Raw genomic sequence first — 25,352 nt, forward strand, 5'->3', positions numbered from 1 at the left:
CTCAGGTACGAGGTACTCCCATGGCCGTTGGTAAGGTTTCTGACACCGATTTCGAAGCCGAAGTGCTCAAGGCAAACGGCCCCGTGGTCGTCGATTTCTGGGCCGAATGGTGCGGCCCCTGCCGCATGATCGCACCCGCGCTCGACGAGATCGCCGGCGCGATGGGCGACAAGGTCAAGATCGTGAAGCTCAACGTCGACGAGAGCCCGAAGACCGCGTCGAAATATGGCGTGATGTCGATCCCGACCCTGATGATCTTCAAGGGCGGCGAGATGGCCTCCCGCCAGGTCGGCGCGGCGCCGAAGGCGAAGCTGCAGCAGTGGATCACTTCCGCGGTCTGATCCGCCGCGCGCAAGATTATTTTTGGAAACGGCCGGCGAAAGTCGGCCGTTTCGCGTTGATGGGACATGTCCAGCGTATGATGAGTCCCGCCTGTTGCCTCCTCCTCCCGCAAAACGCGCGCGAAAGTCGGACCCCCTCGTGGCGATGGAGGCGCGCTCGGTCGACGCGATCCCGCGCGGCAAGGAGTGGCAATACGAGCCGAAATGGGATGGCTTTCGTTGCCTGCTCTCGCGCAACGGCGGCAGCATTGATCTGCGCTCGAAATCCGGTGAAGACCTTGCGCGTTATTTCCCCGAGATCGTCGCCGCGGCGCTGAAGCTGAAGGCGGATCGCTTCACCCTCGACGGCGAGATCGTCGTGCCGCACGGCAAGGGGTTTTCCTTCGACGCGCTGCTGCAACGCATTCACCCTGCGGCGAGCCGCGTGAAGAAACTCTCGGAGGAGACGCCGGCGCTCTATCTCGCCTTCGATCTGCTTGCGACGGCCAGGGAGAAGCAGCTTGCCGGGCAACCGCTGAGGGAGCGGCGACCGGCGCTGGAAGCGTTTGCCAAGGCGAATCTGAAAAGCAGCATCTTCCGCCTCTCACCGGCGACGACGAGCTACGCCCTTGCGAAAAAGTGGCTGGCGCAATCCGGCGGCGGCTCGGACGGCGTCATCGCCAAGCGCGTCGACCTGCCCTACCAGGCGGGAAATCGCGACGGCATGCAGAAGATCAAGAAATTCCGCAGCGCCGATTGCGTGGTCGGCGGTTTCCGCTATGCGACCAACAAGATCGCCGGCCGGAGCGTGGTCGGTTCGCTGCTGCTCGGGCTTTACGATGACGATGGTCTCCTGCACCATGTCGGCTTCACCTCGGCGATCAAAGCGGCGGAAAAGCCTGACCTGACCGATCGGCTTGAGGCATTGATCGGCGAGCCCGGCTTCACCGGCAACGCGCCGGGCGGCCCCAGCCGCTGGTCCACCGAGCGCTCGGCGAAGTGGTGTCCGCTCAAGCCGAAGCTGGTGATCGAGGTCTGCTATGACCATTTCAGCGGCGACCGCTTTCGCCACGGCACCTCGATCCTGCGCTGGCGCCTCGACAAGGCCCCGCGGCAATGCAGCTTCGAGCAGCTGAAGCAGAAGGCGGTGGATCCGATGAAGCTGCTAAAACAGCCGTAGCCGTAGCCGCTAGGCAAGCCATCCCGTCGCCAGCGCGTTCGCCAACTCCGGCTGGCCGTTGCGGCGAGCGAGCGTGGCCATCGCCTCGTGATCATAGACCACATGGCGGAACGTGACCTGCCAGGCACCATCGGTTAGCTCAAGGATCGCATAGCGCGCGTGCGGCGTGCCGGCCTCGACGACATGCGGGAACGGATGCTTGTCACGGAAGCCCGGGCCGCCCACGCTGCCGGGATTGACGATCAGCCTTCCGTCGCGAAGTCGCACGGCACGGGCGAGATGGGTGTGGGCGCACAGGATCAGCGATTGCGTGATGCCTTGCGCAAATTTCTCGATGCGATCGAGCGGCGACAGCGCCACCGCGCCGTCGGGATGCACGGTATCGAGCCAATAGACTTCGTCATTGTCGGGCGTCGCGTGGCAGAGGAACACCTGATCGCGAAAGACGCGCGTCATCGGCTGCGCGCGCAGCCAGTCGAGTTGCGCGGCATTGAGCGCGGCATGGGCCGGGCGATCCCACGAGCCCATCTTCTCGGGCGGACGGTCGAGCAGATAGCGGTCATGATTGCCGAGCACGTGCACGGCATCGAGCTGCATCAGGATTTCGATGGTCCGGCGCGCATCGAGCGGGCCGCTCAGCATGTCGCCGAGATTGACGATCTCGGAGACGCCTTGCGCGCGGATGTCGGCGAGCACAGCTTCCAGCGCCAGGTAATTTCCGTGGACGTCGGCAATCGCGGCAAAACGCATGGGTCTTCCCGTAGCTCGGATGGAGCGAAGACTATACAGGAGGCGTGCCGTTGATGGCGAGCACGTGGCCGGCGAGATAGAGCGAGCCGGTGATCAGAATGCGCGGCGGCACTTCGTAGGCGAGCTTCGCCAAGGCGCGCAGTGCGGCCTCCACGCCGGGCGCGGGCTCGACGCGCATGCCGAGGCTGCGGGCGGCATCCGTAAGGCGGTCGACCGGCATCGCGTTGTCGGTGTCGGGAATCGGCACTGCGATGATGTGACGGGTCAGACCGGCGAAATTGGCGAGAAAGCCTTTCGCGTCCTTGTTGGCCATCATGCCCACGATCACGACCAGCGGCCGCGACACCCGCTCTTCGAGATCGCCGAGCGCGGCCGCCGCGACGCGGCCGCCTTCCGCATTGTGGCCGCCGTCGAGCCAGATCTCCGAGCCCTGCGGGCCGAGAGCGAGCAGCTCGCCCGAAGCGATGCGCTGCATCCGCGCCGGCCATTCCGCACCGACGATCCCCGCCTCGAACGCCGCCTGGTTGATCTTGAAGGCGTTGGTGGCCCGCAACGTCGCGATGGCGAGACCGGCATTGTCGAACTGGTGCCGGCCGAACAGGCGCGGCGCTGTGAGATCCATCAAGCCGCGCTCATCGGAATAAACCAGCCGCCCGTTCTCGACATTGACATGCCAGCTCTCGCCCGCGGCAAACAACGGCGCGCGCATGCGCCTGGCCTGCGCCTCGATCACGGCCATCGCCTCAGCCGGCTGCTCGGCGCAAACCACGGGCACGCCACGCTTGATGATCCCAGCCTTTTCGCCCGCGATCGACGTCAAGGTGTCACCGAGGAAATCCATGTGGTCCATGCTGACAGGCGTGATCACGCAGGCCGCCGGCGCGTCAACCACATTGGTTGAATCAAGCCGACCGCCAAGGCCGACCTCCAGCAGAACCACATCGGCCGGGTTCCGCGCGAACAGATGAAATGCAGCCGCCGTCTTGAGCTCGAACACGGTGGCCGGCTCGCCGGCATTGACACGCTCGACCTCTTCCAGTGCCGCGCGCAACTCGTCGTCGCCGACCAGCACGCCGCCCCCGACGCGGCCGAGCCGGAAGCATTCGTTGATGCGAACGAGATAGGGTGAAGTGTAAGCGTGGACGCGCAGGTTAGCTGCCTCCAGCGTCGCGCGCAGATAAGCGAGCGTCGAGCCCTTGCCGTTGGTACCGGCGATGTGGATCACCGGCGGCAGCTTGCGCTCGGGATGACCGAGCCGCTCGAACAGGCGGTGCATCCGCTCCAGCCCGAGATCGATGCGTTTCTGGTGCAGGGCCGACAGCCGCCCGATCAATTCGTCGAGCGGCGGCTTTGCGCGGTCGGAGGAAGCGTTCACGCGTGCGGCGCGGCCGGCGCCGTTTCGGGAGCCGATACAATCTGCGCCGGACTGACGACCGGCTGCACCGGCTTTGACGCGGTCTCAAGCGCCGGCGCCCTGGTCAACAGTCGGCAGAGCCGCGCCAGGGTCGGGCGCAATTCGTGGCGATGCACGACCATGTCGATCATGCCGTGCTCCTTGAGGTATTCGGCGCGCTGAAACCCCTCGGGGAGTTTTTCGCGGATGGTCTGCTCGATCACGCGCGCGCCGGCAAAACCGATCAGCGCACCGGGCTCGGCAATCTGCACGTCGCCGAGCATCGCATAGGACGCAGTGACGCCGCCGGTGGTCGGGTTGGTCAGCACGACGATGTAGGGCTGTTTTGCTTCACGCAGCATCTGCACCGCGACCGTGGTGCGCGGCATCTGCATCAGCGACAAGATGCCTTCCTGCATGCGCGCGCCACCACTGGCGGCGAACACGATGAAGGGTGACTTCTTCTCGACCGCGAGCTCGAGCCCGCGCACGATGGCTTCGCCCGCGGCCATGCCGAGCGAGCCGCCCATGAAGTCGAAATCCTGCACCGCGACGACGACGGCGGCACCTTCGAGCTTGCCGTAGCCGACCTTGATCGCGTCGTTCAGATTGGTCCGCGCGCGGGCATCCTTGATGCGATCGACGTACTTCTTCTCGTCACGGAACTTGAGCGGATCGGGCGTGACGTCAGGCAGCGCGACGTCGTACCAGGTCTCATTGTCGAAAATCGACTTCAGACGCGCCACCGCATTCATGCGCATATGATAGTTCGAGCCGGGGATGACGAACTGGTTGGCCTCGACGTCCTTGTAGAACACGAGCTGTCCGGAATCCGGGCACTTGATCCACAGATTCTCCGGCGTCTCCCGCCGCAGCATGTTGCGGATCTTCGGCCGGACCACATTGGTAAGCCAGTTCATGGTTTGCTCCGATGTGCGATCCCGCCTGGGGACCACCTGAAGGGATATATGGCGGCCGGGACCCGGCCCGGCAAGCCGCCGTATCGTCCGCCTTGCTCGTCGGACTTGGCCGCGGAATTAAGGCCTATTCCGCCGCCTGTTGCGCGCCCTTGACGCCCTGGGCCAGTGCCGCCGTCAGCTCGGCGACGGCGTTGACGGTTTTGGCCGTCGCGCGCCCTTCCGCATCGAGGCTGTTCTTGAGCGCATCGACCAGCGCGGTGCCGACTACCGAGCCATTGGCCTTTTCGGCAATGGCGCGCGCCGCCTCCGGCGTGCGGATGCCGAAACCGACGCATATCGGGAGCTTGGTATGCCGCTTGATGCGCGCGACCGCGTCGCCAACGGCATTGGCGTCCGCCGCCGCTGCGCCGGTGATGCCGGCGATAGAGACATAGTAGACAAAGCCTGACGTGTTCGCGAGCACCGCGGGCAGGCGCTTGTCGTCGGTGGTCGGGGTCGCCAGGCGAATGAAGTTCAGGCCCGCCTTCAGCGCGGGAATGCAGAGCTCCTCGTCTTCCTCGGGTGGCAGATCGACGATGATCAGGCCGTCGACCCCGGCCGTCTTGGCATCAACCAAAAACTTGTCGACGCCGTAGATGTAGATCGGATTGTAATAGCCCATCAGCACCAGCGGCGTGACGTTGTCGTCCTTGCGGAAATCACGCACCAGTTCCAGCGTCTTCTTCAACGTCATGCCGTTCTTGAGCGCGCGCAGACCGGCAGCCTGAATCGAGGGACCATCCGCCATCGGATCGGTGAAGGGAATACCGAGTTCGATCACGTCGGCGCCTGCCTTGGGCAACGCCTTGACGATATTGAGCGACGTCGTGAGATCGGGATCGCCGGCCATCACATAAGTCACGAAGGCCGAGCGGCCGGCTTTCTTCAGCTCGGCGAAACGGGTGTCGATACGCGTGGTCACTTGCTCTTGCCCCTCAGGATGTCGCCGACCTGCGGGACGTCCTTGTCGCCGCGGCCGGAGAGGTTGACGACCATCAGGTGATCTTTGGTCCGCTTCGGCGCGAGCTCCATCACTTTGGCGATGGCATGTGCCGGCTCGAGCGCGGGGATGATGCCTTCCAGCTTTGACAGCAACTGGAACGCTGCGAGGGCCTCGTCGTCGGTCGCGGAGAGATAGTTCACGCGGCCGATCTCGTGCAGCCAGGAGTGCTCGGGGCCGATGCCGGGATAGTCGAGCCCGGCGGAGATCGAATGCGCGTCCTGGATCTGGCCGTCGGCGTCCATCAGGAGATAGGTGCGGTTGCCGTGCAGCACGCCGGGACGACCGCCCGCGATCGACGCCGCATGCAGTTGCGTCAGCCCGTGGCCCGCAGCTTCGACGCCGAAGATCTCGACGGTGGAATCGTCGAGGAACGGATGAAACAGGCCCATCGCGTTGGAGCCGCCGCCGATACAGGCGACCAGCGAATCCGGCAGGCGGCCTTCGATCTCCTGCATCTGCACCTTGGTCTCGTTGCCGATGATCGACTGGAAGTCGCGGACCAGCGTCGGATAGGGATGCGGACCCGCGACCGTGCCGATGCAGTAGAAGGTGTTGTGCACGTTGGTGACCCAGTCGCGCAGCGCCTCGTTCATGGCATCCTTCAGCGTGCGCGTGCCCGACTGCACTGGAATGACCGTTGCGCCCAACATCTCCATGCGGATGACGTTGGGCTGCTGCCGCTCGACGTCGACGGCGCCCATATAGACGATGCATTCCAGGCCGAAGCGCGCACACAGCGTCGCGGTGGCGACACCGTGCTGGCCGGCGCCGGTCTCGGCGATGATGCGCTTCTTGCCCATGCGTCGCGCCAGCATGATCTGGCCGAGCACGTTGTTCACCTTGTGCGAGCCGGTGTGGTTGAGCTCTTCGCGCTTGAGGTAGATCTTGGCGCCGCCCAGATGCTCGGTCAGACGCTCGGCGAAATAGAGCGGCGAGGGCCGGCCGACATAATTCTTGAGATAGCCGTTCATCTCGATCTGGAAGGCCGGGTCGACCTTGGCCTCGGTGTAGGCTTTCTCCAGATCGAGGATCAGCGGCATCAGGGTTTCGGCAACGAAGCGTCCGCCGAAAATGCCGAAATGGCCGCGCTCGTCGGGGCCGCTGCGATAGGAATTGGGTTTTGCAACATTCATCGGACGCTCAACTCTTGACTTGCATCTTGGCTTGCGCGCGCGGCGCGAATGAAGGCCTTGATCATCTCGGGGTCCTTCACGCCCGGGGCGCTCTCGACACCGGAGGAGACGTCGACGCCACCGGCCCGGGTGACGCGAACGGCTTCGGCGACGTTGTCGGCGCTGAGGCCGCCCGAGACCATATACGGCAACGCGAGCTCCAGGTTTCCGAGCAGATGCCAATCGAATGGTGCGCCGAGGCCGCCTGGCCGCGTTGCGTCCTTCGGTGCGCGCGCATCGAACAGGATGCGTTCGGCTATCTCGGCGTAACCGGGCAGCACGGCGAGATCCGCTGACGTTGCGACCGGCACGACCTTCATCACCGGACGACCGACCCGTTGCCTGATGTCGCGCAGCCGGGCCACGCTCTCCGTGCCATGAAGCTGGAAAATGTCCGGCGACAGCGCGTCCATGATGTTGTCGAGCGTGGCATCGTCGGCATCGACGGTGAGCGCGACCTTGAGCGCGCGCCGCTTCACCTGCCGGCCGAGCTCCCGGCCGGCTTCCAGCGACAAATGCCGCGGCGACGGCGGGAAGAACACAAAGCCCACCATGTCGGCACCCGCCTCGAGCGCCGTTTCGAGCGTCTCGGGCGTGGACAGGCCGCAGATTTTGACGAGCAAGGACATGTTCTCGACGGATATGGGCTCAAAGCAAATGGAGGGCCGCGGGTCCGCGGCCGGAAAACGGGCTTTTCGGTTGCGGCCGCTTCTACAACGTCGCGCGCTGCTTGTCTCGCCCGACGGGCCCGTAAAGCCCCACACCGGAGGGAACGGGGAGGCGCTGGGACTCAGGCCTTGCTGCGGCAGACTGGGCCCGCAGATCAGCCAGCTCGCCTCGCGCGGCCCGGGCATCCGCGTCATGCCGGCGCGCCGCACGCCGCCAGTGCCGCTGGCCGAACCAGACGGCACACCCGCCCACGAGGACCCCGAGCGCAGCCACCACGATCAGGAGCAGGAACAGCGGCAGCGTTGCCGAGAATGACGGGTCGTTGGAAACGAAGGGATCGAACGAGACCGTGACGAAATGCCGGTTGGCGACGGCAAAGACCATCAGGACCAGGCCCAGCGGAATCACGACCAGCGCGCTCAGGAATTTTCGCATCTCGGCTCGCTCGCCTTGAATCAAGGTTGCGGCCGCATCACTGGCGACCGCGGGAAACCCTGAGGTGGACCTCAGTCTGGCGCGCCTGGATCCGGATGGTCGCGATTCAGCCGTTCGCGCATTTCCTTGCCGGTCTTGAAGAACGGAACGCTCTTCTGATCGACAGGCACATGGGCGCCGGTGCGCGGATTGCGCCCTGCGCGCGCAGGGCGATGCTTGACCGAGAAGGCACCGAAGCCGCGCAACTCGACGCGATCACCGCGCGCGAGAGCCGCTACGATCTCTTCGAGAATCGCATTCACAATGTTCTCGACATCCCGCTGGTACAGATGCGGGTTGTGCTCGGCGATACGCTGAACAAGTTCGGATTTGATCATCGAGAGATAGGACCCGGGAGCGTGCGGACGACCATTTCCGTGAAAATACCGTGATCTGTCAAGACGCTAAATGAGGGTTGAGCGTCGTGAAAACACGTGACAAATGCCGAAAAAGCGGGCTGGACCTACACGCGCCGAACGGGAAAAACCTCTGTGGCTCGCGCGGTTCCGGTCAGTTCGACGCCGCCGGCTGCCACAAGGCGAGCATTCCATCCATTCCGAGCCGATCGACCGCCTGTGCGACGCCGGTTTGTCCGATTTGATGCGCAATCGAGCCTAAACCCAGTGCTTCCAGCGTTACTGCGGCCGCCGTCTTGAGGAACGGCAGATCGCTGAAGCGCGGCTGCAGCTTGTAATCGCGCACGGAGAGCCCCTTCTTGACGCCCTTCTGCTCGACCAGCCAGGTCACGGCGGTCTTCTCGTCGCCGATCTGATCGATCAGCTTGAGATCGATGGCCTGGCGTCCGGTGAAGACACGGCCATCAACCACTTTCTCGAGCTGCGTGTCATCCATGCCACGCCGTTCCTTCACCAATCCCTTGAACCAGGCATAGGAATCCTTCACCAACGCATCGAGCGCCGCCCGTGCCTCAGGGCTGGTTGGCTCGAAACCGTTGGGCGCGGCCTTCAGCGGCGTGGACTTTACCTCCTCGACCTTGACGCCGACGGTCTTCAACAGCTCCGAGACGTTCGGAAACTGGAACAGCACGCCGATCGAGCCGACCAGCGAGCTCTGCTGGGCGATGATGTGATCGCTGGCGATCGCGGTGATGTAGCCGCCGGAGGCGGCGAGGCCTTCGACGACGACAACGAGCGGCTTCTTTGCCTTCAACCGTACAAGCGAATCATAGAGCTGCTCGGAGCCGGCGGTGGTGCCGCCCGGCGAATTGATGTGAACGATGACGGCGGCGGCCTGCGAATTCTCCAGCCGCTCGAGCGCCTGGGTGCGATCGGAATCGCTGCGGATCAGGCCCTCGATCTGGACCCGCGCGATCGAGCCGGCGGACGCGAACGTGCCGCGCGCACCAGGCGTCGCGACCAGCGCGAAGCCTGCGATCGCCGCGATCGCGATCAGCGCGGCCAATACGCGCCAGAACGTCAGCTTGCGGCGGATCCTGCGGCGATCGACGATGATGTCCGAATCGAGTGACATCTCAATATCTCCAAATGAAAGGCCAGGCGCGTTGTGCCGTCGCAGCGTCGCCATTGGCTTATCTGGATACATCAATTGCGGCGCAATTAGAAGAAAACAAGGCCGGCTGCCGCGTAGCCCGGATGGAGCGCAAGCGTAATCCGGGGTTCTCGCCTCACGGAGAGGCTTTCCCGGATTTCACTTCGCCCCATCCGGGCGACGACCTCACTACAAAAAGCCCCGGCTCGCGCCGGGGCTTTGATGCAGTGAAACCTGCGTTTCGCTTACTTGGTGTCGCGGTTCTTGAGCGCGGTGCCGAGGATGTCGCCGAGCGTTGCTCCCGAATCGGAAGAGCCGTACTGCGCGATGGCTTCCTTCTCTTCGGCGACTTCGAGCGCCTTGATCGACACCTGGACCTTGCGGGCCTTCTTGTCGAACTGGATCACGCGGGCATCGACCTTCTCGCCGACGGCGAAGCGTTCGGCGCGCTGATCGTTGCGGTCACGAGCGAGCTCCGAGCGCTTCACGAACGTGGTGAAGTCGGTACCGGTGATCTTCACCTCGATGCCGCTCTCCTTCACTTCGATCACTTCGCAGGTCACGACCGCGCCCTTCTTGACATCGCCCGGCTCGGCGAAGGGGTCGCCTTCAAGCTGTTTGATTCCAAGAGAAATGCGCTCCTTCTCGACGTCCACATCGAGCACCACGGCCTTCACCATGTCGCCCTTCTTGTAGTTGTCGATCACCTGCTCGCCCGGCTGCTTCCAGTCGAGGTCGGAGAGATGGACCATGCCGTCGACGTCGCCCTCGAGGCCCAGGAACAAACCGAATTCGGTCTTGTTCTTGACCTCGCCCTCGACCGTCGAACCGGTCGGGTGACCTTCGACGAAGACCTCCCACGGGTTGCGCATGGTCTGCTTGAGGCCGAGCGAGATGCGGCGCTTGACGGAATCGACTTCCAGCACCTGCACTTCGACTTCCTGCGAGGTCGAAACGATCTTGCCGGGGTGCATGTTCTTCTTGGTCCACGACATCTCGGAGACGTGGATCAGGCCTTCGATGCCCGGCTCGAGCTCGACGAACGCGCCGTAGTCGGTGATGTTGGTGACGCGACCGGTGAAGCGGGCACCCAGCGGGTACTTGGCTTCGATGCCCTGCCACGGATCGTCCAACAGCTGCTTCATGCCCAGCGAGATGCGGTGCGTCTCGTGGTTGATCTTGATGATCTTGACCTTCACGGTCTGGCCGATCGAGAGCACCTCGGTCGGGTGGTTGACGCGGCGCCACGCGATGTCGGTGACGTGCAGCAGACCGTCGATGCCGCCGAGATCAACGAACGCACCGTAATCGGTGATGTTCTTGACCACGCCGTCGATGACCTGACCCTCTTCGAGGTTCTGCACCAGCTCCTGACGCTGCTCGGCGCGGGTCTCTTCGAGAACCGTGCGGCGGGACACGACGATGTTGCCGCGGCGGCGGTCCATCTTGAGGATCTGGAACGGCTGCGAGTTGTTCATCAGCGGCGCAACGTCGCGGATCGGACGGATGTCGACCTGCGAACGCGGCAGGAAGGCCACGGCACCGTCGAGGTCGACGGTGAAGCCGCCCTTGACCTGGTTGAAGATGACGCCGTTGACCTTCTCGTTGTTCTGGAAGGCCTTCTCGAGCTTGCCCCAGCTCTCTTCGCGGCGCGCCTTGTCACGCGACAGCACGGCTTCGCCGAGGGCGTTCTCGATCCGATCGAGGAACACTTCCACCTCGTCGCCGACCTTGAGCTCGCTGTCACGGCCGGGGCCGGAAAATTCGCGCAGGGCAACGCGGCCCTCCGTCTTCAGGCCGACGTCGATGACGGCCATGTCCTTTTCGATTGCAACAACCTTGCCCTTGATGACTGAGCTTTCCTGCAGGTTGCCGCCTGCGAAGGACTCGTCGAGCATCGCGGCGAAATCGTCGCGCGACGGGCTATAGGTATCAGCAGAAGTCGAAGCCATTTGTTCTCCAGTTGCGGATGTCATGCCGGCCGTTGGGTTCTTGGGCGCACCGTACGCGCAGTGTCGGAAGGTCCGCAGAACCTTCGAGCGACCGCTCGCTGCTCCGACCTGGAGGGCGGAACAGCGGAAGCGGGCCGGCTGAGGCCCGCGCGTTCGATACGTGGAAATCTTTTGTCCGGAACCTGGATCGCGTCGGCCCCGAGCAGGGACCGAGAGTATCGACCTCAAAGAGCGGGAGCGGGCGCTTCCTCCAATGACGGCAGCGGCTTAACCCCGCGACCGGCCCGCTCGGACGGCCTCGATAATGTCGATGGCGGCCCGGACGCCGCCTTCTATATCCAGTTGGGAGTTATCTAGCAAGTAAGCATCCGGAGCCGGCTTCAGGGGGGCGATCGCCCGGTTCTTGTCGCGCTCGTCGCGCTGGATGATATCGGCGAGCACGGCCGCCTCGTCCGCCTCCTCGCCCCGCGCCTTGGCCTCCATGGTCCGGCGGCGGGCACGGACCTTGGGGTCGGCGACGACGAAGATCTTCACGTCGGCATGGGGGCAGATCACGGTTCCAATATCGCGCCCATCGAGCACGGCGCCGGGCGGATCGGCGGCGAATTGCCGCTGAAAGTTGATGAGGGCCTCGCGCACCTTGGGGATCGCCGAGACGATCGAGGCGCCCTCGCCGGCCTTCTGGGTCTTCAGGGCGGGATTGCCGAACTTTTCGGGATCGAGTTCCAGCGCCGCAGCGACCGCCGCCGCCTCGTCCCGGAGATCATGACCGGACTGCATCAGGGAATAGGCCACCGCGCGATAGATTACGCCGGTATCAAGGTGACGGTAGCCGTAATGGTGGGCAAGGCGCTTGCCGAGGGTGCCCTTGCCCGACGCCGCGGGCCCGTCGATGGCAATGATCATGAAAAATCGGCCCCAAGCGAACGCATCATCGGGATGAAATCCGGAAAACTGGTGGCGATGAAGGCGGTGTCATCGACGGTTACCGGCTGATCGGAGGCGCAGCCCATCACCAGCGCGGACATCGCGATGCGATGATCCATGTGGGTGGCCACCACGCCGCCGCCGGGAACGTGGCCGCGGCCTTCGACGATCAAATCGTCGCCGCAGACCTCGACCTTGACACCGTTGACGCGGAGCATGGCGGCGGTGGCCTCCAAACGGTCGGATTCCTTCACGCGCAGCTCCTGGAGGCCGCGCATGATGGTCGTGCCCTCGGCAAAGGCGGCCGCCACCGCCAGCACCAGATATTCGTCGATCATCGACGGTGCACGCTCCGGCGGCACCTCGACACCGCGCAATTTCGAGGCGCGTACCCGCAGCTTTGCCATCGGCTCGCCAGCGTCGCCACGAACTTCGCTTTCCTCGATCGAGGCACCCATTTCGCGCAGCGTGGTGAAAAGACCGGTGCGCAGCGGATTGGTCATGACGTCGGACAGGACGATTTCGGAGCCTTCGACGATCAGCGCAGCAACGATAGGGAACGCCGCCGACGAGGGATCGGCGGGCACGACGACATTGGCGCCATGCAGCTCCGGCTGCCCCACGAGCGTGATACGGCGGCCGTGCTGACCTTCTTGCACTGAGGTGATCTCGGCGCCGAAATGCTTGAGCATCAGTTCGGTGTGGTCGCGACTGGCCTCGGTCTCGATGACGGTCGTGGCGCCCGGCGCGGCCAGGCCCGCGAGCAGCACGGCGGATTTGATCTGGGCCGAGGCCACAGGCGTCTTGTAGGTGATCGGCAGCGGATCGCGCGCACCCTGGACGGTCAGCGGCAGACGGCCGCCCGCGCCGCCGGAGACGACCTTCGCGCCCATCTTTTCCAGGGGATCCAGGATCCGGCGCATGGGCCGGCTGCGCAGTGAGGCATCGCCGTCGAAAACCGCGGAGATCGGACAGCCGGCGACGGCGCCCATGACGAGCCGGCAGCCGGTGCCGGAGTTGCCGAAATCCAGCGGCGCTTTGGGCTCCGCGAAGCCTGCGACACCCACGCCGTTCACCTTCCAGGCGAAATCTCCGGTACGCTCGACCCCGGCGCCGAGCGCCTGTATGGATTTGGCGGTGTTAAGGACGTCCTCGCCCTCCAGGAGGCCCGAAATCCGCGTCTCTCCGACCGCGAGCGCGCCGAGGATGAGGGCACGGTGGGAGATCGACTTGTCTCCGGGCACCCTTACTTTCCCGGTCAGGGGACCGCTGGCGCGCGACTGGAGCGGCGTCGGCTTGTCGGAATCGGTCAAGTTTGTGTCCTTGGGTAGGCCCGAAACGTCCCTGTGGGACTCGCGGGGCAGGTACCACATGGTCTCCCCGCCGTCACGGGCATGTCGTTCTCCCGCAATGCGCTATTGACAGCGGGCCGCCAACTAGCCAAGTGAAGCACCGCTTTTCAGACATTTCCAGGATTCCTCTGCCGTGGCCAAGTCCGAACTCGGAACTAAACGTATTTGCCCGACCACGGGCAAAAAGTTCTATGACCTCAACAAGAATCCGGTGATCTCGCCCTATACCGGTGAAGTCGTGCCGATCGCGCCCATCGCGCCGGCTCGCGCACCCCGCGGTGCCGAAGCCCGTCACGCAGCCGCTGCCGCCGACGCCACGCCAGAGCCGGCGGAGGTCGAGGAGGTCTCGCTCGAGGAGGCCGATGCCGAGGAGAACACCGGCAAGGTCAAGGCCGTCGTGCCCGAATCCGAGGACGACATCGAAGTCGATGAAACTATCGAGGACGATGACGACGATGATTCGACCTTTATCGCCGACGACGAAGAAGGCGATGAGGACGTCACCGACATCATTGGTGATGTCGGCGGTGACGAAGAGACTTGAGATAATTCCAGAACTGTGGTTCTGGGTCTTTCCCGACGCGTCGCCCAAGGCGCGTCGGACGGTTAAGGGGCCATAGCTCAGCTGGGAGAGCGCTTGCATGGCATGCAAGAGGTCGGCGGTTCGATCCCGCCTGGCTCCACCACGCTTCGCCCTTCGGGCTACGCGTGGCGCAGCCGCGCGGAGCTCGAAGGGCGAAGCGTGGTGTCCGGCGAAGCCCGAAGGGCGAAGACGGACTGGTGAGACTCCCACGCAGCGGCTGCCCGGGCGATAATCGTCAATGTGGTACGTCTACATCCTCCGCAGCATCGAATTTCCCGAGCAGGAATACGTTGGGGCTACGGAAGATCTGAAGCGCCGGTTTCCAGAGCACAATGCTGGCAAATCCACCCACACTGCCAAGTTCAAGCCTTGGAAGCTGATCTGGTACTGCGCCTTCCCTGACAAGCACAAAGCGCTCGCTTTTGAAGCCTACCTGAAGTCTCACTCCGGCCGAGCCTTCACAAAGAAGCGGCTGTCCTAAGAGCGCACCTCTAACCCTACTCCCCGATCACCGCATTCAACCGATCGCGCAACGCCACAATCTCGTCCTTCATCGCGACAAGCTCCGAGACCGAGCAGTCCGATGCCGCCAGAATCGATTGCGGCACGGCCCGCGCCTTGTCCTTCAAGGCCTGGCCCTGCGGCGTCAACGCGATCAGCACCTGACGCTCGTCCTCGCTCGAGCGCGTGCGCTTGACGAGGTGGGCCGCCTCGAGCCGCTTGAGCAGCGGTGTCAGCGTGCCCGAATCCAGGTGCAGCTTTTCGCCGATGCTCTTGACCGGCACGTCGTCGCGCTCCCACAGCACCAGCATCACCAGATATTGCGGATAGGTCAGGCCGAGCCGGTCCAGCAGCGGCTTGTAGACGCGGTTGAACGCATGCGCGGCGGAATAGACCGCGAAGCAGATCTGGTTGTCGAGGCGCAGCGGCGCGTCCGCTGCCGAATGTTTCCGGGGCATCGAGAATCTCACAGGACTTGCTCCATTCTGGGGCCGGCCGTCGCTACATTCAATTGCGAACAATTAAATGTGAGACGCTATAATTTCAATTGCGCGCAATCTAATTGCCTGCGATAAAGATGGCGCCCCCACCCCGAAAACACAGGGAGACAAAAATGTCAGTGAACGTCCTCTACAAGACCAGCGCAAAGGCCACCGGCGGCCGCGACGGCCATGCCGCGACCCTCGACGGCGCGCTCGACGTCAAGCTCACCACGCCGAAGGAGCTCGGCGGCGGAGGCGGCGCCGGCAACAATCCCGAGCAGCTGTTTGCTGCGGGCTATGCCGCCTGCTTCATCGGCGCGATGAAGTTCGTGTCCTCGCAGGGCGGCCCCAAGGTTCCGGCCGACGCCTCCGTGACCTCGACCGTCGGCATCGGCCCGCGCGCGGCCGGCGGCTTCGGTCTCGACATCGACCTTGCCGTCTCGCTGCCGGGCCTCGCCCGCGCGGAAGCCGAGGCGCTGGTCGAGAAGGCGCACCAGGTGTGCCCGTATTCCAACGCGACGCGCGGCAATGTCGACGTCCGTCTGACGGTCGTCTGATCGGTTAGCTGAAGCGGCTGGCCCGAGATACCCCTCGGGCCGGCCGCCTCCCTTGATTTGCCATCCCGCGGGATTGCGGCGAGCGGCCTGCATGACGCCCTACGCGCGAAGCCATTGCCGGCTCGGACGAACCTCGTTAGGCCTGTGATCAATACCGACACAGGGGACGCGAAGGCATGACTGAAGCCGCCAGTTCTGGAGCTGCCATGGGTGCAATGAGCGGCCTGCGCGTCATCGATCTGACGCGCGTGCTCGGCGGCCCCTATTGCACCCAGATCCTCGCCGACCATGGCGCCGACGTGATCAAGGTCGAGCCGCCCGCAGGCGACGAGGTACGCGACTGGGGCCCTCCCTTCCACGAGGAAGACGCGGCCTATTTCATCGGCATCAACCGCAACAAGCGCTCGATCGGCCTCGACCTCGCCTCCGAGGGCGGCCGGACCGTGCTGCTCAAGATGCTGGAGAGCGCCGACGTCCTGATCGAGAACTTCAAGCCGGGCACGCTGGAGAAATGGGGCATCGGCAACGAGGTGTTACGCGAGAAATTTCCGCGCCTCGTGCATTGCCGGATCTGCGGCTTCGGCGCCGACGGCCCGCGCGGCGGCAATCCCGGCTATGACGCCATCATCCAGGCCATGACCGGCATGATCGCGGCGACCGGCTCGCCCGAGAGCGGACCGATGCGGATCGGCGTGCCGCTGGTCGACATCGGCACCGGCCTCTATGCGGCGATCGGCATCTTGATGGCGCTGTCGGAGCGGCAGCGCTCGGGCCAGGGCCAGTTCCTGGAGACCACGCTGTACGAGACCGGTCTCGCCATCATGCATCCGCACACCGCGAATTATTTCATGCATGGCAAGCCGCCGTCGCTCACCGGCAACGAGCATCCCAACCTCGTGCCCTATGCGATCTTCCCGACCAAGACCGACGACATCTTCATCGGCGTCGGCAATGACGGCACCTTCCGCAAGCTCGCCAAGGAGATCGGCAAGCCCGAGCTCGGCACCGATCCGCGCTTTGCGCGCAACAAGGATCGCATCGGCAATCGCGAGGCGCTGCGGGCCGAGCTTGCCGCCGTGTTCAGCCAGCACGAGGCCGAGCCGCTGTGCAATCGCCTGCTCGCCGCGGGCCTGCCCGCCGGCCCCGTGCAGAAGATCGACCAGGCATTGACCAACCCGCACACGATCGCGCGCGGCGATATTATCGAGAAGGATTGGTACAAGGGCGTGGCGTCGCCGATCCGGCTCGACCGCAGCAAGCCGAGCCTGCGGCGCCTGCCGCCGAAATTCAGCGAGCACGCCGCCGAGGTCCTGGGCGAATTCGGCTACTCCAGGTCCGAGATCGACGCGATGGTCGAGCAGGGCACTGTCTGCGGCCCCGAGCGCAAGCGCTAGCGCCCTCGCCTTCCACATCCCACGGCAATGCCGCAGTGCGGTGCGGGCGCTCTGTGCACCGCGAACGGAGGACGCTGCGCGCGCGGCATTCGCCTATTTGACGGCTTCCCTTTTCCAGCGCTTGCCGCTTTCGTTTCGGCCGCTTACACAGTCATGTGAACGTCATATGGCGCTGCTAGCGCAAGCGATCATTTTTGACGGCCCAAGGGAGGTTTACTTGATGGCTCTTCGACATTTTGGAGCGGCTGCCGCTATTGCACTCACGGTTGGACTATCGGCCTCGCCGGCCTTGGCCGTGACCGAAATCCAGTGGTGGCACGCGATGACCGGCGCCAACAACGACGTCATCGTCAAGCTCGCCACCGACTTCAACGCGTCGCAGAGCGACTACAAGGTGATCCCGACCTACAAGGGCAACTATCCCGATACGATGAACGCCGGCATCGCGGCGTTCCGCGCCGGCAACGCCCCGCACATCATGCAGGTGTTCGAAGTCGGCACCGCGACCATGATGGCCGCGACCGGCGCCGTGAAGCCCGTCTACAAGCTGATGGCCGACGCCGGCGAGAAGTTCGACCCCAAGATCTACCTGCCCGCCATCACCGGTTATTATTCGACGTCGAAGGGCGAGATGCTGTCCTTCCCTTTCAACTCGTCCTCGACCGTGATGTGGGTGAACCTCGACGAGCTGAAGAAGGCGAACGTAGAGATCCCGAAGACCTGGCCCGAAACGTTCGAGGCCGCCAAGAAGCTGAAGGCTGCCGGTCATGACACCTGCGGCTTCTCGGGCTCCTGGATCACCTGGGTCAATCTCGAGCAGCTCTCGGCGTGGCACAACGTGCCGCTCGCCAGCAAGGCCAACGGCCTCGACGGCTTCGACACCGTGCTCGAGTTCAACGGACCGCTTCAGGTCAAGCATCTCGAAACCCTGGTCGAGCTGCAGAAGACCAAGACCTATGACTACGCCGGCCGCACCAACACCGGCGAAGGCCGCTTCACTTCGGGCGAGTGCCCGATCTACCTGACCTCGTCGGCCTTCTTCGGCAACGTCAAGGCGCAGGCCAAGTTCAACTTCACCGCCGTGCCGATGCCGTATTATCCCGACGTCAAGGGCGCACCGCAGAACTCGATCATCGGCGGCGCTTCGCTGTGGGTGATGGGCGGCAAGTCGGCCGAGGAATACAAGGGCGTCGCGAAATTCCTGACCTTCCTCTCCGACACCGATCGCCAGGTCTACATCCACAAGGCCTCCGGCTACCTGCCGATCACCAAGGCGGCCTACGCCAAGGCGAAGGAAGAAGGCTTCTACAAGGATCAGCCCTATCTCGAGACCCCGCTGCTCGAGCTGACCAACAAGGAGCCGACCGAGAATTCGCGCGGTCTGCGCCTCGGCAACATGGTGCAGCTGCGTGACGTCTGGTCGGAAGAGATTGAGCAAGCGCTGGCCGGCAAGAAGACCGCCAAGCAGGCGCTCGATGCCGCCGTCGAGCGCGGCAACACGATGCTGCGGCAGTTCGAAAAGACCGCCGTCAAGTGAGGCAATGAGCGGCAGGCCGCGACCCGGCCTGCCGCTCTGCTGGCATCATGCAAAAGCAAGCCATCTTCCAGTCAAGACTGTTACCGTACGCGCTGGTTGCGCCGCAGCTCGCGATCGTCCTGATTTTCTTCTATTGGCCGGCCCTGCAGGCGGTGATCCAGTCCTTCCTGCTCCAGGATGCGTTCGGTCTGTCGACCACCTTTGTCTGGTTCGAGAATTACGTCGAGCTGTTCAAGGACGCAGCCTATTTCGAGGCGATCGTCCGGACCTTCTTGTTCTCGTTCGCCATCGCCGTCTCGTCGCTGTCCTTTGCGCTGCTGCTCGCCGTGATGGCGGACAAGCCGCTGCGTGGCTCGATGCTCTACCGCACGCTCCTGATCTGGCCCTATGCGGTGGCACCGCCCGTGGTCGGCGTGCTCTGGATCTTCATGCTGCATCCCTCGCTCGGCGTGCTCTCGCGCTATCTGCGCAATATGGGCGTCGACTGGAATCCGCTGCTCGACGGCGACCAGGCCGCGGCGCTGATCATCCTCGCCGCCGCGTGGAAGCAGATCTCCTATAATTTCCTGTTCTTCCTCGCCGGCCTGCAAGCGATCCCAAAGAGCGTGTTCGAGGCCGCCGCGATCGACGGCGCCCGTCCGATGCGGCGGTTCTGGACCGTGACCTTCCCGTTGCTGTCGCCGACCATCTTCTTCCTGCTGGTGGTCAACATCGTCTACGCCTTCTTCGACACGTTCGGCATCATCGACACGATGACCCGCGGCGGCCCCGGAACGTCGACGGTCACGCTGGTCTACAAGGTCTATTCCGACGGCCTGCTCGGCGGCAATCTCGGCAGCTCGGCGGCGCAGTCGGTGATCCTGATGGTCATGGTCATCGTGCTCACCGGAATCCAGTTCCGGTTCGTCGAACGCAAGGTGACCTACTGATGGTCGAGGAAGAGGGCTTCCGGCGCAACATCGCCCACATCATCCTCTGGATCGGGATCGCGGTCGTCGCCTTCCCCGTCTACATCGCGTTCGTCGCCTCGACCCAGGACAACGCGCTGATCGCCAACGGGCAAATGTCGCTGCTGCCGGGCGGCCATTTCTTCGAGGTCTACTACCAGACCATTTTCGTCGGCACGAGCGGATCGACCCGCGAGCCCGTCGGCAACATGATGCTGAACTCGCTGGTGATGGCGCTGCTGATCGCGGTCGGCAAGATCGCGATCTCGATCATCTCGGCCTACGCGATCGTCTATTTCCGCTTTCCCTTCCGGATGCCGATCTTCTGGATCATCTTCATCACGCTGATGCTGCCGGTCGAGGTGCGCATCTATCCGACCTACAAGATCGTCGCCGATCTGCACATGCTCGACAGCTATGCGGGCCTGTCACTGCCGCTGATCGCCTCCGCCACCGCGACGCTGCTGTTTCGCCAGTTCTTCATGACGGTGCCGGACGAGCTGCTGGAGGCCTCGCGCATCGACGGCGCCGGTCCCCTGCGCTTCTTCTGGGATACGCTGCTGCCGCTGTCGCGCACCAACATGGCGGCGCTGTTCGTGATCCTCTTCATCCTCGGCTGGAATCAATATCTCTGGCCGCTGCTGATCACCACCCGCGACGACATGCAGACCATCCAGGTCGGCATCCGCAAGATGATCACCACCACCGACGCGCTGACCGAATGGCCGATCGTGATGGCGACGGCCGTGCTCGCGATGCTGCCGCCGGTGTTCGTCGTCGTCGTGATGCAGAAACTGTTCGTGCGCGGACTCGTGGAGACGGAAAAGTAAATCCCATGGCTAACGTCACCCTGCGCAACGTCCGCAAAACCTATCCCGGCGGCTTCGAGGCCATCAAGGGCGTCAACGTCGATGTCGGCGACGGCCAGTTCTGCGTGCTGGTCGGGCCCTCCGGCTGCGGCAAGTCGACATTGCTGCGCATGGTCGCAGGCCTCGAAACCGTCACCGGCGGCGAGATCGACATCGGCGGCCGCATCGTCAACCAGATCGAGCCCGCCGACCGCGACATCGCGATGGTGTTCCAGAACTACGCGCTCTATCCGCATATGAGCGTCTTCAACAACATGGCTTACGGCCTGCGCAACCGCGGCATGAAGGAGGCCGAGGTCAAGACCCGCGTCGACGAAGCCGCCCGCGTGCTCGAGCTCACCTCGATGCTGGAGCGCAAGCCGCGCCAGCTCTCCGGCGGCCAGCGCCAGCGCGTCGCCATGGGCCGCGCCATCGTGCGCCAGCCGAAGGTGTTTCTGTTCGACGAGCCGCTCTCCAATCTTGACGCCAAACTCCGCATCGCGATGCGGGTCGAGATCCGCAAATTGCAGCGCCGGCTCAACACCACGTCGATCTACGTCACCCACGACCAGCTCGAGGCGATGACGCTCGCCGACATTCTCGTGGTGATGAATGGCGGCCAGGTCGAGCAGGTCGGCAATCCCTTGGCGATCTACGAGAAGCCGGCGACGACTTTCGTCGCCTCCTTCATCGGCGCGCCACCGATGAATCTGATGTCGATTCGCGCCGACGAGATCAAGTCGCAGCTCGGCAGCACCGACGCCGGCATCCTCGGCATTCGCCCGGAGGATTTCGTCATCACCGACCAGAGCCCGGCCGGCGGCGTCGCCCTTCCGCTCACCGTGGAAGCGATCGAGCGCGTCGGCGCTGAAACCTTCGTTTACGGCACGCGGGCTCAGGACGAGCAGCGCATCGCCGCCAACCCCGGCGAACTGCCGCCCGGCGAGGTCATCGTCCGCATTCCCGGCTCAGAGGCGCCTCCGATCGGCGAGAAGATCCGCGTCGCAGCAATGCGCCAAAAGCTGCATCTGTTCAGCGGCGATGGGCGGACGCGGATCGAGGCCTGATCGGGTTCCGCTGGGCCGTCGATTAAAAAACGCGAAAACAACCCCATGCACAGTAGAAGGGGGTTTGTTTTTGTTGAGAAAAATCACACCGCAATTTCGTCGGGCCGGCTTGTGGCAGGCGTTTCGCGCCATGGCGACAAGTCAGCTTTTGCGGGTGAGCTGCCAGTCCACAGCCCCGGCTACGTCCTTGAACCCACACGCGGATATGCCCATATTGCTGATCAAGGGGTGCCTGTACGGGCCCTGATGCACCAAAGTCGCTTCGAGAGGACTTTGTAAACTATGTCTCGTGTTCCCATGCTTTCCAGTCCCTTCCTTCTGGGCTTCGACGAGATCGAGCGCGTGCTCGATCGGGTTGTCAAAGGCGCCGACGGTTACCCTCCCTACAATATCGAGAGGTGCGACCGGTCGGAGGGCCAGCCCGAGCGTCTGCGGATCACGCTGGCGGTCGCCGGATTCACCCGCGACCAACTCGATGTAACCATTGAGGAAAACCAGCTCGTCATTCGCGGGCGGCAGCAGGACGACAAGACCCGGCAATACATCCATCGCGGCATCGCCGCGCGCCACTTCCAGCGCACTTTCGTGCTGGCGGAGGGGATGCTGGTGCTGGGTGCGGATCTGAAGAACGGATTGCTGGCGATCGATCTTGCCCGGCCGGAACCGGAGAGGATCGTTAAGACAATCGCTATCAATGAGCACGAATAATGGAACGAGTAGCGGACTCGACCGCTTAGTTTCGAGAGAGGAGTCGAGACCATGAGTGAAGGTCACGTTGCGTTCGAATACGAAGCCAAGAACGTCTCGCCGGAAACGCTGGCAACCCTCGGCGAAGGCCATATCGCCTATGTGAAGCAGATCCGCTCTGAGGATGTGCCGGGCCTGTTTCCCGAAGCGCCGAAGATCGCGCCGGGCCTCAAGCTCTTCGCGCTCCACGCCGCCGACGGCACGCCGATCATGCTGACCGACAGCCGCGAAGCCGCAATCGCCAACGCCTGGAGCAACGAGCTGCAAGCGGTGAGCGTGCACTGAGCACGCGCGCGTCGCACGAATAGGGTTTCAAGCGGGCATGCCTTCGCAGGAAGGCGTGCCCGTTTGCTTTGGGGGATCCAGAATCTTTCCGTGGCAAGATTTTGGATTGCTTCGCTCGCTCGCAATGAGGCAGTGTGCGGCGATGGCTCGCGTCCCGGATGCACCTCAACGCCCGGCCGGAAGCAGTGCCCGCAGGATGTCCGGCTTCCAGGCTTGACGCGCGCTGTCGAAGGCCGCGAAATCATGATCGAACTGCCAATAGGCCCAAGCCCAGCCAAGCCGCTCTGCGCTCCGCGCCACGAATGACAGATATCTGGTCCGTGCTTCGGCTGGAGCGGCCTCGTACACGCCGAACTCGCCGAGATAGATCGGGCGCTTTTCTCTTTGGGACCAGGACCGAATCTTCTCGAAATCGGCGCGGGCCTTCTGTTTATCCTCCGGGGTACCCCAGTCGAGCGGGCCGATTCGCGAGAATGTGGGCGACCACGGTGCGCCCTGATGGGTGAAACGGATCGGCGCGTAATAGTGAAACGTGACGATCAGATTCCGGTCATCCGACGGCAGGACCAGGTCCTCGACCGGCATCTCGTCGACGTTGAGAACCGAAGCGATGACCGTCCGCCGGGGATTGGTGGCGCGGATGATGCTGAGGCACTCGTTCAGAAGGCCGTTCCAGCCGGTGGACGACATCTGCCCGCCCGGCTCGTTGAGGACCTCGAAGACAAGTGCTGGATATTTCCCGGCGTAGCGCGCGGCGATTTGGGTCCAGAACGATTTCAGCTTGTCTGTGCACTCGGAGATGTCGCGCTGACAAACATGGGTATCGTGCTCGTCCAGGATGGGGATGAGATTTCGGGCGAGCACTTCCTCGATGACGCCATCGAGCCGCCTCAAGACGACTTCATCCATTACCTTCTCCGGATTCATGAATCTAAAGCCGAAGAAATTTATCCGAACGTGCGAGAACCCGGCGCGTCTGATCGCAGTGAGGTTGTCCAGACGAAATGGCGCGTTTCGGCCTCCCTCCCAGACGCCGTCGTAGCCGAGGATGTTGATGCCGCGCCCCAATTTTGGAGCAGGGGGCGTGTTGGCCTGTCCGGCTGCCTCGGTCCGGAAGCAGATCGGAAGCACGGATAGTGCCAAGACAAGACGAAAGGCTATCGTCCAGCGGACGCGGATGGCATTCATCCTGTTTGCCCCGTCATTGCTGCAGGCCCCTGCTGGGGCACCGGCCTGCACACTGCGAAGAAGAATGCGACGAGCAGCACCGACGTGAACATTGTCGAGCGAAGAAACATCGTCTCCGTGAAGTTCGATTGAAAGCTCAGGACGACGAAGCCGATGATCAGCGCGCAGTGATACCGATCGATCGACCGGGTGGCGATCAAATAGAGGACCTTTTCCGAGAACAGATAAACGCTCGTGACGAACAGCAAATATCCCAGAAATCCAGTTTCAATCGCGACCGCGATGTAACCGCTATGATAATTGTCGAGCACCCAGCCATGATTCTGGTTGAAATAGTCGTAGATCGCGGGGCGCGTCCAGAATCCGTTGATGCCGAAGCCCAGCAGCGGCGCATCGTTGAAATGGCCGATGGCGTACTGCCAAATGAAGGTCCGCTCGGTCAAATCGACGGTCGCCTCGCCGAGATGGATGGAATCGTACCCCGTCACGTAAAAATACAGCATCAGCAGAGCGGCCAGGATGCACATGATGAATGGCAACACCGCATAGATTTTCATGCAGCGGATCGACCACATGGAAGTCACGAGCAGCCCGCCCGCCGCGAATGCGACAGCGCCGGCACCACGCGACTCCGAGGCGATGACGCAGGTCGATGCCAGAACAAGCGACACGAGGAATGCAATCCATCCCTGCCCCGTGATCTTCTGATAACAGGCAAAGAACATCAGATATGCGCTGATAAAGCCGAGCGTCTGCTTCGATTCGTAGATTCCTTGCCACTGGCCGTTGTGCATCCAGCTCTGGTCGACGCCGATCTCGGGCACGAAGACGGCGCACAACGCCGAGGCGGCGACCAGAACGAACAGCCCAAGCGCCGTGGATCCGACGATCTCGTCGATGTCGATACGCGTGATGAGGCAATACGCACCGAAAGTCGTCACCACAAGTGCAACGCTCTTCATGATCGCTGCGATGGAAAGCGTGGTCCAGAGAACGGAAACGGCCGCGAGGGCATAAAATGTGACCAACGCGATGAGATCTGGATTGGGCTGGATCCGGACCCGCGGCCGTACGAAGACACTGGCATAGATCGAGACGATCCACATCAGCAGCGCGACCGCCTGCTGCACATAGCTCCACTCTGAAGGTAGTAATGCGGGGTGAAGAACACCCATTGATGCGACCACGTTGAGGGTGATCGAGCTGCGGATCACGTTTCTGGCCAGCCGTTCCACGCCGGCGCTTGGCGCTTTCCAGATCGCGCTTTCATATGCATCGGAGTCCGCTGCGGTATGCAGTCCGGCGCCAAGCTGACCACCCTGAAGCACGGCCGCGGGCCGCTCTTCCGCCCCGGCACCGATGTGCAGCGGCGCCCTTCCATTCCCAGTCACGTGCACTCAGTCCACAACGGCGAACGGCCCTTAACGATGTGAGGGCCGCCCCTATGCCCTACGTCTCAAACGGGAAGATATTCGCGTCTTCTACCTTCGAGATCAAGATGAGCATGACGAGATTGCTGCGCGCCGCGCAATCCAGGTGCCAGAATCGATCGGGCC

The 25,352-nt window shown here is 63.4% G+C and carries 27 protein-coding genes and 1 tRNA gene; 13 read left to right on the forward strand and 15 right to left on the reverse strand.

Annotation, left to right across the window (positions count from 1 at the left end; translation table 11 throughout):
• Positions 1 to 20 precede the first annotated feature (20 nt).
• Both trxA and IVB07_RS37970 read left to right on the forward strand, forming a co-directional pair.
• Positions 21 to 341: a thioredoxin gene (gene trxA / locus IVB07_RS37965; protein WP_007598398.1), complete on the forward strand. Its 321-nt coding sequence runs from the start codon at positions 21 to 23 to the stop codon at positions 339 to 341.
• A 145-nt stretch (positions 342 to 486) separates the two neighbouring features.
• Positions 487 to 1,500 (forward strand): ATP-dependent DNA ligase, encoded by a 1,014-nt coding sequence (locus IVB07_RS37970; protein ID WP_018455767.1) that lies wholly within the window; start codon positions 487 to 489, stop codon positions 1,498 to 1,500.
• A gap of 9 nt (positions 1,501 to 1,509) precedes the next feature.
• On the opposite strand, the gene IVB07_RS37975 is transcribed toward IVB07_RS37970, so the two are convergent.
• From IVB07_RS37975 to aroA, 12 genes are all read right to left on the reverse strand, one after another.
• Positions 1,510 to 2,250, reverse strand: coding sequence for a metallophosphoesterase family protein (locus IVB07_RS37975; RefSeq protein WP_083926409.1), 741 nt, complete (start codon positions 2,248 to 2,250; stop codon positions 1,510 to 1,512).
• A gap of 31 nt (positions 2,251 to 2,281) precedes the next feature.
• Positions 2,282 to 3,625: a folylpolyglutamate synthase/dihydrofolate synthase family protein gene (locus IVB07_RS37980; RefSeq protein ID WP_204513029.1), complete on the reverse strand. Its 1,344-nt coding sequence runs from the start codon at positions 3,623 to 3,625 to the stop codon at positions 2,282 to 2,284.
• On the reverse strand, positions 3,622 to 4,563 hold the full coding sequence (gene accD, locus IVB07_RS37985; RefSeq protein ID WP_018455765.1) for an acetyl-CoA carboxylase, carboxyltransferase subunit beta: 942 nt from the start codon (positions 4,561 to 4,563) through the stop codon (positions 3,622 to 3,624). Before accD ends, IVB07_RS37980 begins: the two co-directional genes overlap by 4 nt.
• 124 nt (positions 4,564 to 4,687) lie before the next feature.
• Positions 4,688 to 5,524, reverse strand: a complete 837-nt coding sequence (gene trpA / locus IVB07_RS37990; protein WP_018455764.1) for a tryptophan synthase subunit alpha — start codon at positions 5,522 to 5,524, stop codon at positions 4,688 to 4,690.
• The gene (gene trpB / locus IVB07_RS37995) at positions 5,521 to 6,738 is read right to left on the reverse strand and encodes a tryptophan synthase subunit beta (protein ID WP_018455763.1); all 1,218 of its coding nucleotides are present in this window, start codon (positions 6,736 to 6,738) and stop codon (positions 5,521 to 5,523) included. Before trpB ends, trpA begins: the two co-directional genes overlap by 4 nt.
• Complete coding sequence (locus tag IVB07_RS38000) at positions 6,735 to 7,406, reverse strand: phosphoribosylanthranilate isomerase (protein ID WP_018455762.1); 672 nt, start codon at positions 7,404 to 7,406, stop codon at positions 6,735 to 6,737. The genes trpB and IVB07_RS38000 overlap by 4 nt, the downstream gene beginning before the upstream one ends.
• An 82-nt stretch (positions 7,407 to 7,488) precedes the next feature.
• The gene (locus IVB07_RS38005; protein WP_204513028.1) at positions 7,489 to 7,881 is read right to left on the reverse strand and encodes a lipopolysaccharide assembly protein LapA domain-containing protein; all 393 of its coding nucleotides are present in this window, start codon (positions 7,879 to 7,881) and stop codon (positions 7,489 to 7,491) included.
• Between the two features lie 71 nt (positions 7,882 to 7,952).
• The gene (locus tag IVB07_RS38010) at positions 7,953 to 8,258 is read right to left on the reverse strand and encodes an integration host factor subunit beta (protein ID WP_007598410.1); all 306 of its coding nucleotides are present in this window, start codon (positions 8,256 to 8,258) and stop codon (positions 7,953 to 7,955) included.
• A gap of 172 nt (positions 8,259 to 8,430) precedes the next feature.
• Positions 8,431 to 9,411: a signal peptide peptidase SppA gene (sppA, locus tag IVB07_RS38015; protein WP_018455760.1), complete on the reverse strand. Its 981-nt coding sequence runs from the start codon at positions 9,409 to 9,411 to the stop codon at positions 8,431 to 8,433.
• Positions 9,412 to 9,674: 263 nt separating this feature from the next.
• Complete coding sequence (gene rpsA / locus IVB07_RS38020) at positions 9,675 to 11,381, reverse strand: 30S ribosomal protein S1 (RefSeq protein ID WP_027566167.1); 1,707 nt, start codon at positions 11,379 to 11,381, stop codon at positions 9,675 to 9,677.
• 267 nt (positions 11,382 to 11,648) lie between these two features.
• Positions 11,649 to 12,287, reverse strand: coding sequence for a (d)CMP kinase (gene cmk / locus IVB07_RS38025; RefSeq protein WP_018455758.1), 639 nt, complete (start codon positions 12,285 to 12,287; stop codon positions 11,649 to 11,651).
• Complete coding sequence (gene aroA / locus IVB07_RS38030; RefSeq protein WP_247364369.1) at positions 12,284 to 13,621, reverse strand: 3-phosphoshikimate 1-carboxyvinyltransferase; 1,338 nt, start codon at positions 13,619 to 13,621, stop codon at positions 12,284 to 12,286. The genes cmk and aroA overlap by 4 nt, the downstream gene beginning before the upstream one ends.
• Before the next feature lie 172 nt (positions 13,622 to 13,793).
• On the opposite strand from aroA, the gene IVB07_RS38035 reads away from it, so the two are divergent.
• The 3 genes from IVB07_RS38035 (at position 13,794) to IVB07_RS38045 (ending at position 14,724) form a co-directional block, all read left to right on the forward strand.
• On the forward strand, positions 13,794 to 14,204 hold the full coding sequence (locus IVB07_RS38035) for a TIGR02300 family protein (protein WP_007598417.1): 411 nt from the start codon (positions 13,794 to 13,796) through the stop codon (positions 14,202 to 14,204).
• A gap of 66 nt (positions 14,205 to 14,270) precedes the next feature.
• Positions 14,271 to 14,346: transfer RNA gene (locus tag IVB07_RS38040), tRNA-Ala, on the forward strand.
• Between the two features lie 135 nt (positions 14,347 to 14,481).
• Positions 14,482 to 14,724, forward strand: a complete 243-nt coding sequence (locus tag IVB07_RS38045; RefSeq protein WP_018455755.1) for a GIY-YIG nuclease family protein — start codon at positions 14,482 to 14,484, stop codon at positions 14,722 to 14,724.
• 16 nt (positions 14,725 to 14,740) lie between these two features.
• Here IVB07_RS38045 and IVB07_RS38050 read toward each other — a convergent pair whose 3' ends face one another.
• On the reverse strand, positions 14,741 to 15,202 hold the full coding sequence (locus IVB07_RS38050; RefSeq protein ID WP_018455754.1) for a MarR family transcriptional regulator: 462 nt from the start codon (positions 15,200 to 15,202) through the stop codon (positions 14,741 to 14,743).
• Between the two features lie 155 nt (positions 15,203 to 15,357).
• Between IVB07_RS38050 and IVB07_RS38055 the strand changes: the two genes are divergently transcribed.
• The 8 genes from IVB07_RS38055 to IVB07_RS38090 all read left to right on the forward strand — a co-directional run bounded on the left by IVB07_RS38055 (position 15,358) and on the right by IVB07_RS38090 (position 22,608).
• On the forward strand, positions 15,358 to 15,783 hold the full coding sequence (locus tag IVB07_RS38055; RefSeq protein ID WP_007598424.1) for an organic hydroperoxide resistance protein: 426 nt from the start codon (positions 15,358 to 15,360) through the stop codon (positions 15,781 to 15,783).
• Positions 15,784 to 15,959: 176 nt separating this feature from the next.
• Complete coding sequence (locus IVB07_RS38060; RefSeq protein ID WP_026233020.1) at positions 15,960 to 17,177, forward strand: CaiB/BaiF CoA-transferase family protein; 1,218 nt, start codon at positions 15,960 to 15,962, stop codon at positions 17,175 to 17,177.
• 220 nt (positions 17,178 to 17,397) lie between these two features.
• Positions 17,398 to 18,714: a sn-glycerol-3-phosphate ABC transporter substrate-binding protein UgpB gene (gene ugpB / locus IVB07_RS38065; protein ID WP_026233019.1), complete on the forward strand. Its 1,317-nt coding sequence runs from the start codon at positions 17,398 to 17,400 to the stop codon at positions 18,712 to 18,714.
• A gap of 47 nt (positions 18,715 to 18,761) precedes the next feature.
• A complete protein-coding gene (gene ugpA / locus IVB07_RS38070) occupies positions 18,762 to 19,643 on the forward strand; it encodes a sn-glycerol-3-phosphate ABC transporter permease UgpA (RefSeq protein WP_018455751.1) in 882 nt (293 codons plus the stop codon).
• The gene (ugpE, locus tag IVB07_RS38075; RefSeq protein ID WP_018455750.1) at positions 19,643 to 20,491 is read left to right on the forward strand and encodes a sn-glycerol-3-phosphate ABC transporter permease UgpE; all 849 of its coding nucleotides are present in this window, start codon (positions 19,643 to 19,645) and stop codon (positions 20,489 to 20,491) included. Before ugpA ends, ugpE begins: the two co-directional genes overlap by 1 nt.
• Before the next feature lie 5 nt (positions 20,492 to 20,496).
• Entirely contained in the window at positions 20,497 to 21,576 is a 1,080-nt protein-coding gene (locus IVB07_RS38080; protein WP_018455749.1) for a sn-glycerol-3-phosphate import ATP-binding protein UgpC, read from the forward strand.
• Positions 21,577 to 21,858: 282 nt separating this feature from the next.
• On the forward strand, positions 21,859 to 22,284 hold the full coding sequence (locus IVB07_RS38085) for an Hsp20 family protein (protein ID WP_026233018.1): 426 nt from the start codon (positions 21,859 to 21,861) through the stop codon (positions 22,282 to 22,284).
• Positions 22,285 to 22,335: 51 nt separating this feature from the next.
• Complete coding sequence (locus IVB07_RS38090) at positions 22,336 to 22,608, forward strand: DUF1150 domain-containing protein (RefSeq protein WP_007598581.1); 273 nt, start codon at positions 22,336 to 22,338, stop codon at positions 22,606 to 22,608.
• 165 nt (positions 22,609 to 22,773) lie between these two features.
• On the opposite strand, the gene IVB07_RS38095 is transcribed toward IVB07_RS38090, so the two are convergent.
• Both IVB07_RS38095 and IVB07_RS38100 read right to left on the reverse strand, forming a co-directional pair.
• On the reverse strand, positions 22,774 to 23,796 hold the full coding sequence (locus IVB07_RS38095) for a glycoside hydrolase family 5 protein (RefSeq protein WP_247295991.1): 1,023 nt from the start codon (positions 23,794 to 23,796) through the stop codon (positions 22,774 to 22,776).
• On the reverse strand, positions 23,793 to 25,193 hold the full coding sequence (locus IVB07_RS38100) for an O-antigen ligase family protein (RefSeq protein ID WP_026233017.1): 1,401 nt from the start codon (positions 25,191 to 25,193) through the stop codon (positions 23,793 to 23,795). Before IVB07_RS38100 ends, IVB07_RS38095 begins: the two co-directional genes overlap by 4 nt.
• Between the last annotated feature and the right edge of the window lie 159 nt (positions 25,194 to 25,352).

The sequence above is a fragment of the Bradyrhizobium sp. 172 genome, from assembly GCF_023101065.1.
In the GTDB taxonomy this organism is placed as follows: domain Bacteria; phylum Pseudomonadota; class Alphaproteobacteria; order Rhizobiales; family Xanthobacteraceae; genus Bradyrhizobium; species Bradyrhizobium canariense_D.

Bases quoted from the DNA above. Each gene is read 5' to 3' on its own strand.
- trxA (WP_007598398.1), top strand. From the start codon at position 21: ATGGCCGTTGGTAAGGTTTCTGACACCGATTTCGAAGCCGAAGTGCTC.
- IVB07_RS37970 (WP_018455767.1), top strand. From the start codon at position 487: ATGGAGGCGCGCTCGGTCGACGCGATCCCGCGCGGCAAGGAGTGGCAA.
- IVB07_RS37975 (WP_083926409.1), bottom strand. From the start codon at position 2,250: ATGCGTTTTGCCGCGATTGCCGACGTCCACGGAAATTACCTGGCGCTG.
- accD (WP_018455765.1), bottom strand. From the start codon at position 4,563: ATGAACTGGCTTACCAATGTGGTCCGGCCGAAGATCCGCAACATGCTG.
- trpB (WP_018455763.1), bottom strand. From the start codon at position 6,738: ATGAATGTTGCAAAACCCAATTCCTATCGCAGCGGCCCCGACGAGCGC.
- IVB07_RS38000 (WP_018455762.1), bottom strand. From the start codon at position 7,406: ATGTCCTTGCTCGTCAAAATCTGCGGCCTGTCCACGCCCGAGACGCTC.
- IVB07_RS38005 (WP_204513028.1), bottom strand. From the start codon at position 7,881: ATGCGAAAATTCCTGAGCGCGCTGGTCGTGATTCCGCTGGGCCTGGTC.
- IVB07_RS38010 (WP_007598410.1), bottom strand. From the start codon at position 8,258: ATGATCAAATCCGAACTTGTTCAGCGTATCGCCGAGCACAACCCGCAT.
- sppA (WP_018455760.1), bottom strand. From the start codon at position 9,411: ATGTCACTCGATTCGGACATCATCGTCGATCGCCGCAGGATCCGCCGC.
- rpsA (WP_027566167.1), bottom strand. From the start codon at position 11,381: ATGGCTTCGACTTCTGCTGATACCTATAGCCCGTCGCGCGACGATTTC.
- cmk (WP_018455758.1), bottom strand. From the start codon at position 12,287: ATGATCATTGCCATCGACGGGCCCGCGGCGTCGGGCAAGGGCACCCTC.
- IVB07_RS38045 (WP_018455755.1), top strand. From the start codon at position 14,482: ATGTGGTACGTCTACATCCTCCGCAGCATCGAATTTCCCGAGCAGGAA.
- IVB07_RS38050 (WP_018455754.1), bottom strand. From the start codon at position 15,202: ATGCCCCGGAAACATTCGGCAGCGGACGCGCCGCTGCGCCTCGACAAC.
- IVB07_RS38055 (WP_007598424.1), top strand. From the start codon at position 15,358: ATGTCAGTGAACGTCCTCTACAAGACCAGCGCAAAGGCCACCGGCGGC.
- IVB07_RS38060 (WP_026233020.1), top strand. From the start codon at position 15,960: ATGACTGAAGCCGCCAGTTCTGGAGCTGCCATGGGTGCAATGAGCGGC.
- ugpB (WP_026233019.1), top strand. From the start codon at position 17,398: ATGGCTCTTCGACATTTTGGAGCGGCTGCCGCTATTGCACTCACGGTT.
- ugpA (WP_018455751.1), top strand. From the start codon at position 18,762: ATGCAAAAGCAAGCCATCTTCCAGTCAAGACTGTTACCGTACGCGCTG.
- ugpE (WP_018455750.1), top strand. From the start codon at position 19,643: ATGGTCGAGGAAGAGGGCTTCCGGCGCAACATCGCCCACATCATCCTC.
- IVB07_RS38080 (WP_018455749.1), top strand. From the start codon at position 20,497: ATGGCTAACGTCACCCTGCGCAACGTCCGCAAAACCTATCCCGGCGGC.
- IVB07_RS38085 (WP_026233018.1), top strand. From the start codon at position 21,859: ATGTCTCGTGTTCCCATGCTTTCCAGTCCCTTCCTTCTGGGCTTCGAC.
- IVB07_RS38090 (WP_007598581.1), top strand. From the start codon at position 22,336: ATGAGTGAAGGTCACGTTGCGTTCGAATACGAAGCCAAGAACGTCTCG.
- IVB07_RS38095 (WP_247295991.1), bottom strand. From the start codon at position 23,796: ATGAATGCCATCCGCGTCCGCTGGACGATAGCCTTTCGTCTTGTCTTG.